Source organism: Pseudomonas sp. FG98 (genome assembly GCF_057808595.1).
The window spans coordinates 29,997-44,457 of sequence record NZ_JBMDIJ010000053.1 but is presented as its reverse complement, the minus strand read 5'-3'; the positions used below and the strand labels follow the sequence as shown (position 1 = coordinate 44,457).

Sequence of the window (14,461 nt, the reverse complement as noted above, 5' to 3'; positions counted from 1 at the left end):
AACAAATGTGGGAGCTGGCTTGCCAGCGATGCGCCGCGCGGGCGGCGCTCGATCTGGAGGGCGCTGGAAAAACACCGGCATGCGCTTCGCGATGCGCCGCGCGGGCGGCGCTCGATCTTGAGGGCGCCAGAAAAACACCGACATGCACCTCGCGATGCACCGCGATCCATCCCCAACAAGCTTCCCCGACCAACACCCCCATTCCTTTCTAAATATTTCCCTTCCAGTTCGTCCTTGTTGATACGACCAAACCACGGTCACGCCGATCAGCAAGGACCCACTGCATGAATGCCGAACAAGCCCGGACACTCGCCCGCCGTTTCGTCGAGTTGCCAGCCGCGAAGCGCAGCCTGTTCCTGGACGCGCTGCGTCGCGAACAGGTGGACTTCGCCCAGTTTCCGATCCCCTCCTGCGAAGGTGTCGCCGGGCGTGACGGCTTGTCCCATGCCCAGCAGCGCCTTTGGTTCCTTTGGCAGCTCGATCCCGAGGCCGCAGGTTTCAACCTGCCGATTTCCCTGTGCCTGTACGGCTCGCTGGATATCCCGGCGCTGGAGCGCGCGTTCAGCCTGTTGATCGAGCGCCATGAAAGCCTGCGCACCACCTTCTTCCAGGACGAAGACCACGCCGGCCAGCGCGTGGCGCCAGCGCAGCCGCTGACCATCGAGGTCCATGAGGTCGCCGATATGGCCGCGGCCCAGGTGCGGATGACCCACGAGGCCGCGCGGCCATTCGATCTGCAGCAGGGCCCGCTGCTGCGCGTGCAGTTGCTGCGCCTGGGCGCCGAGTCGCACATCCTGCTGCTGACCCTGCACCACATCATCACCGATGGCTGGTCCATGGGCGTGCTGCTGGACGAGTGCCTGGGCTATTACGACAGCCTGGCCCAGGGCCGGACACCCGCCATCGCGCCCTTGCCGGTGCAGTACCGCGATTACGCGCTGTGGCAGCGCGCCTGGCTGGAGGCGGGCGAGGAGGCCCGGCAACTGACCTACTGGCGCGAGCACCTGGGCGATGAACACCCGGTGCTGGCGTTGCCGGCCGATCGTCCCCATCCTCCGCTGCCCAGCCAGAAAGGCCGACACCTGGACATCGCCCTCGACCCGGCACTGCTGAACGGCCTGCAGGCCTTGGCCCAGCGCCAGGGCGTGACCTTGTTCGTGGTCCTGCTGGCGTCGTTCAAGGTGCTGTTGCATCGCTGCAGCGGCCAGACCGATATCCGTGTCGGTGGTCTGATTGCCAACCGTACCCGCAGTGAAACCGAAGGGCTGATCGGCTTCTTCGTCAACACCCAGGTGCTGCGCAGCCAGGTGCGTGGCGACAGCAGTTTCAGCGAACTGCTGCAACAGGTCCGCCAGGCCGCCCTGGGCGCCCAGGCCCATCAGGACCTGCCGTTCGAGGCCCTGGCCGACGGCCTGCAGGTGGCCCGCGGGCAGGACCGCAATCCGCTGTTCCAGGCGATGTACAACCACCGGCCGCAAGTGGCCGAGGTCGGCGCCCGGCAACTGGCTTGCGGGCTGCGGGTGGAAAGCCCGGATGCCGGACAACTGGCCGCCGACGAGCGCGACCAGGCCCTCGCCTGCGACCTGATGCTGGAAACCAGCGGCGAGGGCGAGCAACTCCAGGCCTCCTTCACCTACGCCACCGATCTGTTCGAGCGAGCCACCGTCGAGCGCCTCGCCGGGTACTGGCGCAACCTGCTGCAAGCCGTATGCGCCGACGCCGAAGCGCGGATCGGCGAGCTGCCGCTGCTGGGCGAGGAGGAGCGTCGCTTTGTCAGCGAGGGCTGCAACCAGACCGCTCGCGAGTACCCGCTGGAACGCAGCTATGTGGCGCAGTTCGAAGAGCGGGTGGCAGCACATCCTGAGCGGACCGCCGTCAGCTATCTCGATCAGCAGCAGAGCTACGCAGCGCTCAACGCCGCCGCCAACCGCCTGGGCCATGCCCTGATCGAGGCCGGTGCCGGCTTCGACCAGCCGATCGCCTTGCTCGCCGAACGTGGCCCGGACCTGCTGGGCATGATCATCGGCAGCTTCAAGGCTGGCGCTGGCTACCTGCCGCTGGACCCGGCGCTGCCGAACCAGCGCCTTGCTGGCGTGATCGGCCAGAGCCGTGCGCCAGTGCTGGTGTGCAGCGCTGATTGCGAAGCGCAGGCTCGCGAACTGATCGCCGACAACGCTGGCGTCCAGTTGCTGGTCTGGGAACAGGTCCAGCAAAACGATGCGATCACCAACCCGGGCCGCTACAGCGCGCCGGACAACCTCGCCTACGTGATCTTCACCTCCGGCTCCACCGGCCTGCCGAAAGGCGTGATGGTCGAACAGCGCGGCATGCTCAACAACCAGCTGAGCAAGGTGCCGTATCTGGATCTGAGCGAGAAAGACGTGATCGCCCAGACCGCCTCGCAAAGCTTCGACATTTCTGTCTGGCAGTTCCTCGCCGCACCGCTGTTCGGCGCCCGTGTGGACATCGTGCCGAACGATATCGCCCGCGACCCGCAGGCACTGCTGGCTCACGTTCAGCAGCAGGGCATCAGCGTGCTGGAAAGCGTACCGTCGCTGATCCAGGGCCTGCTCGCCGAAGAGCGCGTGAGCCTCGACGGCCTGCGCTGGATGCTGCCGACCGGCGAAGCCATGCCGCCTGAGCTGGCCCGTCAGTGGCTGCTGCGTTATCCACAGATCGGCCTGGTCAACGCCTATGGCCCGGCCGAATGCTCGGACGACGTGGCTTTCTTCCGCGTCGACCTGGCGGCCACCGAAAGCACCTACCTGCCGATCGGCACGCCGACCGACAACAACCTGATCTACCTGCTGGACGACGCGCTTGAACTGGTGCCGCTGGGCGCCGTGGGCGAGCTGTGCGTCGCCGGTACCGGCGTTGGCCGTGGCTACGTCGGCGATACCCGCCGCAGCGTGCCGGTGTTTGTCCCCAACCCGTTCGGCGCGCCGGGCGAGCGCCTGTACCGCACCGGCGACCTGGCCCGCCGCCGCGCCGATGGCGTGCTGGAGTACGTCGGCCGTGCCGACCACCAGGTGAAGATCCGCGGTTACCGCATCGAGCTGGGCGAGATCGAAACCCGCCTGCTGGAACACCCGGCGATCCGCGAAACCGTGGTCCTCGATATCGACGGTCCACAGGGCAAGCAACTGGCGGCCTACGTGGTCACCCGCAGCGAGCTCGATGTCGACGCGCTCAAGCTCGCCCTCAAGGCCCAACTGCCGGACTACATGGTCCCGACCTTCTTCATCGCCCTCGACGCCATGCCCCTGACGCCCAACGGCAAGCTCGACCGCAAGGCCCTGCCGCAGCCGGACGCCAGCCAGGCGCAGGCGCGCTATGTAGCGCCGGTCACCGATATCGAGCAGCAACTGGCCGCCATCTGGGCCGAGGTGCTGAAGATCGAGCGGGTCGGCCTCAACGACAGCTTCTTCGAGCTGGGCGGGCATTCCCTGCTGGCGGCGCAGATGGTCGCGCGGATCAACAAGCACCTCGGTGTCAGCCTGCCGCTGCGCACCCTGTTCGAACAGCCGCTGCTGAGCCAGCTGGCCGCTGCCGTGGCGGCGTTGAACACCACGACGAGCGACGACGACTGGGACGATATGGACCAGTTCATGGATTCTCTGGAGGAAACCGAAGCATGAGCGGGACCACAACTGCACGTATTGCCAAACGCTTTGTCGGTCTGTCGCTCGATCAGCGCCGTCAGTTCCTCGCCAAGCTGCGCGCGGACGGCAAGGATTTCAGCCTGCTGCCCATCGTCGAGAGCCGCCACGACGTCGAACTGATCCCGCTGTCCTACGCCCAGCAGCGCCTGCTGTTCCTCTGGCAGCTCGACCCGACCAGCGATGCCTACAAGATGAGCACCGCCCTGCGTCTGACTGGACAACTGGACGAGCAGGCCCTGCAACGCGCCTTCGACCACCTGCTGCAACGCCATGAAGTGCTGCGCACGGTGTTCAACACCGAGGGCGAGCAGCCGCGCCAGGTGATCCTGCCGGCGCTGTCCCTCGACCTGCAGCGCGCCGAGCCGGGCAGCGATGCCGAGCTGGCGCGCCAGGCCGGCGAGTTCATCGCCCGGCCGTTCGACCTGCTCAAGGGCCCGCTGCTGCGCGCCTGCCTGCTGCGCGTGAGTGAAGACGAGCAGGTGCTGGTGGTGTGCATGCACCATATCGTTTCCGATGGCTGGTCCATGGAAGTGATGGTCAAGGAGTTCGCCCAGAGCTATCAGGCCTACGTGCAAGGCGGCGAGCCGCAGTTGCCGGCGCTGACCCTGCAATACGCCGATTACGCCATCTGGCAGCGCCAGTGGCTGGAAGCCGGGGAGGGCGAGCGCCAGCTGGATTACTGGCGTCGTCAGTTGGGCGACGAGCAGCCGCTGCTGGAAGCCGCCCAGGATTTCCCCCGTCCGCCGGCGCAGAGCTTCCGTGGCGCCCACCTCAAGTTCGATTTCGGCGCCGCGCGCTCGCAGCGCCTCAACGCCTTCGCCCGCAGCCAGGGCATGAGCCTGTTCATGCTGGTGCTGGCCGGCTTCTCGCTGTTCCTCTCGCGCCAGTCCGGGCAGCGCGATATCCGTATCGGCGTGCCCAATGCCAACCGTGGTCGCAGCGAGACCGAAGGGCTGATCGGCTTCTTCATCAACACCCAGGTGCTGCGTTGCCAACTGGACGAACGCCTGAGCTACCTCGACCTGCTGGCGCAGATCCGCGAGACCTCGTTCGACGCCCAGGCCCACCAGGACGTGCCCTTCGAGCAACTGGTGGACCAGCTGGCGCCGGAGCGCAACCTCGGCCACAACCCGCTGTTCCAGGCCAAGTTCAACCAGAACGTGGTGCTCAAGCAGGAACTGTCGCTGAAGCTGCCGGGGCTGGAGGTCAGCGAATACCCGATGCAGCGCGAGGGCGCGCACTTCGACCTGGCCCTGGACATTACCGATGACGGCCAACTGATCCACGGCGATATCGCCTACGCCAGCGACCTGTACCAGCGCGCCACGGTCGAGGCCTTCATTCCGCAACTGCTGGCGCTGTTCGACGCCGTGCTGGATGCGCCGCAAGCGCCGCTCTACCGCCTGGGCGCACAGGTGCAGGCCGAGGCCGCCGAGGCACTGCCGGCCGCGCCTTCGGTGCTGAGCCAGTGGCAGGCCAATGTCGACCGCCAGCCCGGGACCATCGCCGCCCGCTGCCTGACCGAAAGCCTGACCTGGCGCGAGCTGGATGAAGCATCCAGCCGTCTCGCCCACCACCTGCTGCAACAGGGCATCGCCCAGTGCCAGCCGGTGGCGGTGCTGATGGAGCGCTCGCTGCCCTGGCTGACCGCCTTGCTGGCGATCTTCAAGGCTGGTGCGGTGTATATGCCGCTGGACGTCAAGGCGCCTGCCGAGCGCCTGCAAGGGATGCTGGAGCGCGCCGGGGCCAAGGTCGTGCTGCGCAGCGAAGCTGCCCCGCGTCTCGACGTGGCGCTGGATATCGTTTGGCAGCCGGCGCTCTGGCAGCAACAGCCGGCCACTGCGCCAGCCGTTACCCTGCACGAGCAGTCCCCGGCCTATGTGATCCACACCTCCGGTTCCACCGGCCAGCCCAAGGGCGTGCTGGTCAGCCATGGCGCTCTGGCCAGCTACGTGCGTGGCCTGCTGGAGCGCTTGCAACCGGCCGCCGAGGCGAGCATGGCGCTGGCCTCGACCATCGCCGCCGACCTCGGCCACACCGTGTTGTTCGGCGCCCTGTGCGCCGGCCGTACCCTGCATGTGCTGCCCGAGGCCCTGGGCTTCGACCCGGATGCCTTCGCCGACTATATGGCGACCCATCAGGTCGGCGTGCTGAAGATCGTGCCCGGCCATCTCGCCGCGCTGCTCCAGGCCGCGCGCCCGGCCGACGTGCTGCCGCGCCATCTGCTGATCGTCGGCGGCGAAGCCTGCCCGGCCGGCCTGGTCGAGCGGGTGCGCGAGCTACGTCCGCAGTGCCGCGTGGTCAACCACTATGGCCCGAGCGAAACCACGGTCGGCGTGCTGACCCATGAAGTGGCCGGCGACGTGCCCGCCGTGGTGCCGGTAGGCAAGGCACTGCCGGGGGCCGTGGTGCGGGTGCTGGACGATGTGTTCAACGGCGTCGCCGAGCGTGTGCCCGGCGAGCTGTATATCGGCGGCGACAGCCTGGCCCTGGGCTATCTCGGCCAGCCGGCGCTGACTGCCGAACGCTTCGTGCCGGACCCCCACGGCCCGGCCGGTGCGCGCCTGTACCGCAGCGGCGACCGGGTACGCCGTAACCGCCAGGGCGAGCTGGAATTCATCGGCCGCGCCGACGACCAGGTGAAGATCCGCGGCTACCGCGTCGAGCCGGCGGAAGTCGCCCGGGTCCTGCAAGGCCTGGCCGAAGTACGTCAGGCGGTGGTCCTCGCCGTGCCCCAGGACGACGATGCCAGCCGTCTGCAACTGCTGGCCTGGGTCGTGGCCGAAGGCGTCAGCGCCGAGTCGCTGCGCCAACAGCTTGGACAGTCGTTGCCGGACTACATGGTCCCGGCGCAGATCGTCCTGCTCGAACAACTGCCGCTGACCGCCAACGGTAAGCTGGACAAGCGCGCCCTGCCCAAGCCGGGTGCGGTGCAGCAGCGTTTCGTCGCCCCGCAAGGCGAAATCGAGGAAGCCCTCGCGGCCATCTGGCGCGACGTGCTCAAGCTCGAGCAGGTCGGCAGTACCGACAACTTCTTCGAACTGGGCGGCGACTCGATCCTCAGCCTGCAGATCATTGCCCGGGCCAAGCGCCAGGGGATCAAGCTCAACCCCAAGCAGCTCTTCGAAAAACAGACCATCGGCCAACTGGCCACGGTCGCCAAGCGCATCGAAAAGAAGGCGGCGGCCCCGGTGGTCGAGCAGATCAGCGGCAACCTGCCGCTGCTGCCGATCCAGGCGCGCTTCTTCGAAAGCGATATCCCCGAGCGCCAGCACTGGAACCAGTCGGTGCTGCTCAAGCCAACCCGCACGCTGGACAGCGCCACGCTACAAAAGGCCCTGCACGCCCTGCTGGAGCAACACGACGCCCTGCGCCTGAACTTCGCCCGGCAGTACGCCGGCTGGCAGGCGGTGTTCGCCCCGCTGGACAGTAGCGCGGTGCTGTGGACCCGTGAGCTGGCGCACAGCGACGAGTTGCCGGCCCTGGCCGACGAAGCCCAGCGCAGCCTCGACCTGAAGAGCGGCCCGCTGCTGCGTGCCGTGCTGGTGGACCTGCCCGCCGGCGAACAGCGCCTGCTGCTGGTGATCCATCACCTGGTGGTGGATGGCGTGTCCTGGCGCGTGCTGCTGGAAGACCTGCAACAGGCCCTGGCCGGTGCGGCCCTGCCGGCCAAGACCAGCTCGTACAAGGCCTGGGCGGAAAAACTCCACGCTTATGCCAACAGTCCGGCGCTGGAAGCCGAGCGCAGCTACTGGCAGGGCGTGCTCGACGGGGGTGACAGCGCGCTGCCCCAGGACAACCCACAGGGCAGCCTGCGCATCAGCGATGCGGCCCATGCCGCCTCGACCCTCAACGAAGAACTGACTAGCCAACTGCTCAAGGTCGCCCCGGCGGCCTACCGCACCCAGGTCAACGATCTGTTGCTGACTGCCCTGGCCCAGGTGCTGTGCCAGTGGAGCGGCAAGCCATCGGTGCTGGTGCAACTGGAAGGCCATGGCCGCGAGGACCTGTTCGACGACATCGACCTGAGCCGCACGGTCGGCTGGTTCAGCAGCCTGTTCCCGGTGCGCCTGACCCCGGCCGCCGATGCCGCCGCGTCGATCTGCACGATCAAGGAACAACTGCGCGGCGTGCCGGCCAAGGGCATCGGCTTCGGTGTGCTGCGCTATCTCGGCGACGGCGACTTCGCCCACCAGCTGGCGGCCTTGCCGCAGCCACGGGTGACCTTCAACTACCTGGGCCAGTTCGATGGCAGCTTCGATCAGCAGCAGGGCGCCTTCGCCCTGGCCAGCGAAAGCAGTGGCCAGCCGCTATGCCCGCAGGGCCCGCTGGGCAACTGGCTGAGCGTCAACGGCCAGGTGTTCGACGGCCGCTTGCGCCTCGAATGGGCCTTCAGCCGCGAGATGTTCCGCGTGGAAACCATCGAGGCCCTGGCCCGGGCCTACGAGCAGGCGCTGACGGCGCTGATCGAGCATTGCCAGGCCGGTCATCAGGGCGTGACCCCATCGGACTTCCCGCTGGTCGGGTTGAGCCAGCAGCAGCTCGACCGCTTGCCGGTGGCCGCCGCCAGCATCGAGGACATCTACCCGCTGGCGCCGATGCAGCAGGGCATGCTGTTCCACAGCCTGTACGCCAGGGAAGACGGCAACTACATCAACCAGCTGCGGGTCAGCGTCGAAGGTCTCGACCCGGCGCGCCTGCGCCAGGCCTGGCAGGACCTGCTGGACCAGCATCCGATCCTGCGCAGCGGCTTTGTCAGCGATGCCGACCAGCCGGTGCAGGTGGTGCAGCGTCAGGTCGAACTGCCGTTCGTGGCACTCGATGCCCGCGCGCAGGCCGACCTCGACACCTGGCTCGACGACTGGGCCCGGGGCGAGCGCGACCGGGGCTTCGAACTGGCCCAGGGCCCGTTGCTGCGGGTGGCGCTGATCCGCACCGGCGACAACCGCCATGAACTGATCTACACCAGCCATCACATCCTGATGGACGGCTGGAGCAGCTCGCGCATGCTCGGCGAAGTCCTGCAGCGCTATGCCGGGCAGGCGCCGGCGCGCCTGGGCAGCCAGTACCGCGACTACATCCACTGGCTGCAAGGCCAGGATACCGGCGCCGGCCAGCGCTTCTGGCTGGAGCAACTGGCCGCCTTCGACGAACCGACCCGTCTGGCCCAGGCGCTCAAGGGCGCGGCGGATGGCGAGGGCTATGGCGAATACCTGGAAGACCTGGATAGCGCACTGACCCGTCGGCTCGGCGAGTTCGCCCGCGAGCAGCGGGTGACCCTGAACACCCTGGTCCAGGCTGCCTGGCTGTTGCTGTTGCAACGCTACACCGGGCAGTCCAGCGTGACCTTCGGTGCCACCGTGGCTGGCCGTCCGGCCGAGCTGGCGGGGATCGAGGAGCAGCTCGGGCTGTTCATCAACACCCTGCCGGTGGTCGCCAGCCCGCGTTCCGAGCAGAGCGTGGCGAGCTTCGTGCAGCAGGTGCAGGCGCAGAACATCGCCTTGCGCGAGTTCGAGCACACGCCGTTGTACGAAGTGCAGCGCTGGGCCGGCTGGGCCGGCGAGGCGCTGTTCGACTCGATCCTGGTGTTCGAGAACTACCCGGTGTCCGAGGCGCTGCAACAGGCGGCGCCGCAAGGCCTGGTGTTCGGCGATGTGCGCACCCAGGAGCAGACCCACTACCCGCTGACCCTGGTGGTGAACACCGGGGAGCGCCTGTCGCTGCGCATCAGCCACGACCGCAGCGCCTTTGGCGCGCAGGCGGTCGGGCAACTGGCGGCGCACTTCAAGCAGTTGCTGGCGGCGTTGATCGTCGATCCGGCGCAGGCGCTGGGTGAGCTGGCGCTGTCAGCAGCGGCGAGCCAGGAGGTGGCCGTCTACCCGAGTGAGCAGTGCATTCACCAGCGCATCGAAGCCCAGGCCGCGCGGGTGCCCGATGCAGTGGCGGTGAGCTTCGGCGCTGAGCAACTGACTTATGCACAGCTCAACAGCCGCGCCAACCAGGTGGCGCACAAGCTGCGCGAGCTGGGCGTAGGGCCGGATGTACTGGTCGGCCTGTCGGTCGAGCGCAGCCTGGAAATGCTGGTCGGCGTGCTGGGGATTCTCAAGGCTGGCGGTGCCTATGTGCCCCTGGACCCGGATTATCCACAGGACCGTCTCGACTACATGAAGGCGGACAGCGGCATCAAGCTGGTGCTGACCCAGGCTGATCTGCTCGGCTGCTTCGAGGGCTACAGCATTGAGAACCCGGTCAACCTGACGTCGCCGGACAACCTCGCTTATGTGATCTACACCTCCGGCTCCACCGGCAAGCCGAAGGGTGCTTTGCTGCCGCACCACAACGTCCTGCGCCTGTTCGCGGCGACGGAAGAGTGGTTCGGCTTCGACGACAAGGACGTGTGGACCCTGTTCCACTCCTACGCCTTCGACTTCTCGGTGTGGGAGATCTTCGGCGCGCTGATGTACGGCGGCCGTCTGGTAGTGGTGCCGCGTGAAGTGACCCGCTCGCCGGAAGACTTCAACGCGCTGCTGGTGACCGAGAAAGTCACCGTACTGAACCAGACGCCCTCGGCGTTCAAGCAACTGGCCCGGGTCGCGTCCGACGAACTGTCCCTGCGCTATATGGTATTCGGCGGCGAGGCGCTGGACGTTGGCAGCCTGCAACCCTGGTTCGAGCGTTTCGGCGATCAACAGCCACGCCTGATCAACATGTACGGCATCACCGAAACCACGGTGCACGTGACCTACCGTCCGATCACCAGGGCCGACCTGCAACAGGCCGAAGTCAGCCCGATCGGCGAGGCGATCCCGGACCTGTCGATGCAGGTGCTGGACAGCGATTTCAACCCGGTCGCCACCGGCGTCTGTGGCGAGCTGCATGTCGGCCACGCCGGCCTTGCTCGCGGCTATCACAACCGCGCCGCCCTGACTGCCGAACGCTTCGTGCCCAACCCGTTCGCCACCGACGGCAGCCGCCTGTACCGCACCGGCGACCTGGCGCGCTTCCGTGGGGAGGGCGTGATCGAGTACGCCGGGCGCATCGACCATCAGGTGAAGATCCGCGGCTTCCGTATCGAACTGGGCGAGATCGAGGCGCGGCTGCAGGAACACGACGCCGTGCGCGAAGTGATCGTGCTGGCAGTCGACGGCCCGGCAGGCCAGCAACTGGCGGCCTACCTGGTCGCGGCCAACCCGGACCAGAGCGACCTGCGCGACACCCTGAAAACCCACCTCAAAGCCCATCTGCCGGACTACATGGTCCCGGCGCACCTGGTCGTGCTGGACGCCTTCCCGCTGACCGCCAACGGCAAGCTGGACCGCAAGGCCCTGCCGAAACCCGATGCGGCCAACCTGCAATCGGCCTACGTTGCCCCGGTCAGCGAGCTGGAACAGCAACTCGCGGCGATCTGGGCCGATGTCCTGCAAGTGGAAAAGGTCGGCCTGAGCGACAACTTCTTCGAGCTGGGCGGCCACTCCCTGCTGGCCACTCAGGTGGTCTCCCGGGTGCGCCAGCAACTGGGTCTGGAGCTGACCCTGCGCCAGCTGTTCGAGGCCGCCGACCTGGCTGCCTTCGCCGCCGTGGCAGGGCAGGGCGAGGCCAGTCGTGCCCCGGCCTTCAGCCGCGCCGACCGCAGCCAGCCGCTGGAACTGTCCTATGCCCAGCAGCGCCAGTGGTTCCTCTGGCAACTGGAGCCGGACAGCGCCGCCTACAACATTCCGGTGGCCCTGCGCCTGGATGGCGCGCTGGATATCGAGGCGCTGGAGTCGAGCTTCGCCGCGCTGATCGCCCGTCATGAAACCCTGCGCACCACCTTCCGCCAGGATGGCGAGCGCGGCGTGCAGGTGATCCATGGGGCGACGCCGTTCGTCCTGGCGGTGGAGCAACTGGCTGCCGGCGAAAGCCTGGAAGCCTGCATCGCTGCCGAGGTGCGTCGTCCGTTCGATCTGCAACAGGGGCCGCTGCTGCGGGTCAAGCTGCTGCACCTGGGCGAGAACCAGCATGTGCTGGTGCTGACCCAGCACCACAGCGTGTCCGATGGCTGGTCGATGCCGATCATGGTCGACGAACTGGTGCGCCTCTACGAAGGCTTCAGTCAGGGCCGCGAGACCGCCCTCGAAGCCCTGCCGTTCCAGTACGCCGACTACGCTGCGTGGCAGCGCCAGTGGATGGAAGCCGGCGAGCAGGCCCGCCAGCTGGCCTACTGGACCGAGCAACTGGGCGGTGAACAGCCGGTGCTGGAACTGCCTACCGACCGTCCGCGCCCGGCGATCCAGCAACTGGCCGGCGCCCGTCGCGCCATCGCCCTCGACGCGGCGCTGGTGGACAAGCTCAAGGCCGTGGCGCGGGAGCAGGGCGTGACCCTGTTCATGCTCCTGCTGGCCTCGTTCCAGACCCTGTTGCAGCGCCATAGCGGACAAAACGATATCCGTGTCGGTGTGCCGATCGCCAACCGCACCCGGGCCGAGACCGAGAAGCTGATCGGCTTCTTCGTCAACACCCAGGTGCTCAAGGCCGGGTTCACCGCCGACGCCACCTTCAGCGAGCTGTTGCAGCAGGTCAGGCACACCGCCCTGCAAGCCCAGGCCCATCAGGAGCTGCCGTTCGAGCAACTGGTGGAAGCCCTGCAACCGCAGCGCAGCCTGAGCCACAGTCCGCTGTTCCAGGTGATGTTCAACCACCAGACCGAGGTCAAGGGCTCGGCCCGCCAACTGCCGGGCCTGAGCGTGGAAGTGCTGGGTGCCGACAGCCAGTCGGCGCAGTTCGACCTGACCCTGAACACCGTCGAGCATGGCGCCGGACTGGAGGCGCAGTTCAGCTACGCCACGGCACTGTTCGATGGCGCAACCATCGAACGTCTGGCCGGACACTGGCGCACGTTGCTGCAAGGCATCTGCATCGATGCCGACCAGCGCATCGCCGAGCTGCCGCTGCTGTCTGCCGCCGAGCGCGAGCAGATCCTCGTCGACTGGAACCAGAGCCAGCTCGACTATCCCCGCGAGCAATGCCTGCCGGCGCTGATCGAGGCGCAGGTGCGGGCGACCCCGGATGCCGTTGCCGTGGTCACCGCCGAAACCACCTTGAGCTACGCGCAACTGAACGCTTACGCCAACCAACTGGCGCACAAGCTGCGCGAACTGGGCGTCGGCCCGGATGTTCTGGTGGGCGTGGCCCTGGAGCGCGGGGCGGAGATGGTCGTCAGCCTGCTGGCGATCCTCAAGGCCGGTGGCGCCTATGTGCCGCTGGACCCGGATTTCCCCCGCGACCGCCTGGCCTACATGATGCAGGACAGCGGCCTGGGCCTGCTGCTCAGCCAGTCCTCGCTGCTGGAGCAACTGACCATTCCGACGGGCGTCAACACCCTCTGCGTGGACCAGGAAGGCGACTGGCTGGACGGCTATTCCACCCACGACCTGGCGCCGACCGCCAGCGCGCAGAACCTCGCCTACGCCATCTACACCTCCGGCTCCACCGGGCTGCCGAAGGGCGTGACCATCCACCATCAGGCGCTGGTCAACTTCCTCTTCAGCATGGCCGACAAGCCAGGGCTGAAGGCGGCGGACCGGGTGCTGTCGCTGACCTCGCTGTCCTTCGATATCGCCGGTCTGGAGCTGTACCTGCCGCTGATCCGCGGCGCCTCGGTGGTGCTGCTCAAGCCGCACCAGAACATGGACCCGCAGGCGTTGCTGGAGGTGATTGCCGAGCAGCAGGTCAGCGTGATCCAGGCCACGCCGTCGAGCTGGCGGATGATCCTCGATGCCGCGCCAGCCGGTGCCCTGAACGGCAAGACCGTCCTCTGCGGTGGCGAAGCCCTGAGCGCCGAACTGGCCCAGCGCCTGATCGATCAGGCCGGGCATGTGTGGAACGTCTACGGCCCGACCGAGACCACCATCTGGTCGGCCCGGCACTACCTCACCGCAGCCGACGATGTGTGGCTGGGCAAGCCGCTGGCCAATACCACGCTGCATATCGCCAGCGATGACCTCGACGTGCTGCCGGTCGGCGCCCGGGGCGAGCTGCTGATCGGAGGCGATGGCCTGGCCCGTGGTTATCACCAGCGCCCGGCGCTGACCGCCGAGCGCTTCGTGCCGGATCCGTTCTCCACCACCGGCGGTCGCCTGTACCGCACCGGCGACCTGGCGCGCTATCGCGCCGATGGCGTCGTCGAGTACGTCGGCCGCCTCGATCATCAGGTGAAGATCCGTGGCTTCCGCATCGAACTGGGCGAGATCGAGGCACGCCTGCTGGCCCACGAGGCGGTGCAGCAAGCCGTGGTCATCGATATCGACATGGACGGCTACAAGCAACTGGCCGCCTACCTGATCGGTGACGAGGACAGCAGCGAACTGCGCAGTGCACTCAAGGCCCATCTGCGCGCCGGCCTGCCGGACTACATGGTGCCCAGCCACTTCACCTGGCTCGACCGCATGCCCCAGACCCCCAACGGCAAGCTCGACCGCAAGGCCCTGCCGAAACCGGACGCCAGCCTGGCGCAGCGCGATTACGTCGCCCCGGTCAGCGAGCAGGAGCAGCAGATGGCGGCGATCTGGGCCGAGGTGCTCAAGGTCGAACGCGTGGGGCTGAGCGATGACTTCTTCGAACTGGGCGGGCACTCGCTGCTCGCCGCCCAGCTCGTTTCCCGCATTCATTCCGGCCTCGGTATCGATGTACCGCTGCGCCTTATCTTCGAGAAACCGCAATTGAACGACTTCATCCAGGCGCTCGCCGAAACCGGCCTGTCGCTGACCGAGGACGGCCTGTCCGATATCGAAAAACTGATGAACGAACTGGCAGGAGCCTGA

General features: G+C 67.4%; 3 protein-coding genes. All 3 read left to right on the top strand.

All coding sequences use genetic code 11. The features are described 5' to 3' along the window. Positions 1-212, top strand: a 212-nt coding sequence (locus tag ACODSK_RS23625) for a hypothetical protein (RefSeq protein WP_489019508.1), incomplete at its 5' end; no start/stop codon positions are given. A gap of 72 nt (positions 213-284) precedes the next feature. Next, the gene (locus tag ACODSK_RS23620; RefSeq protein WP_489019507.1) at positions 285-3,638 is read left to right on the top strand and encodes an amino acid adenylation domain-containing protein; all 3,354 of its coding nucleotides are present in this window, start codon (positions 285-287) and stop codon (positions 3,636-3,638) included. After that, complete coding sequence (locus ACODSK_RS23615; RefSeq protein WP_489019506.1) at positions 3,635-14,461, top strand: amino acid adenylation domain-containing protein; 10,827 nt, start codon at positions 3,635-3,637, stop codon at positions 14,459-14,461. The genes ACODSK_RS23620 and ACODSK_RS23615 overlap by 4 nt, the downstream gene beginning before the upstream one ends.

Bases quoted from the DNA above. Each gene is read 5' to 3' on its own strand.
- ACODSK_RS23620 (WP_489019507.1), top strand. From the start codon at position 285: ATGAATGCCGAACAAGCCCGGACACTCGCCCGCCGTTTCGTCGAGTTG.
- ACODSK_RS23615 (WP_489019506.1), top strand. From the start codon at position 3,635: ATGAGCGGGACCACAACTGCACGTATTGCCAAACGCTTTGTCGGTCTG.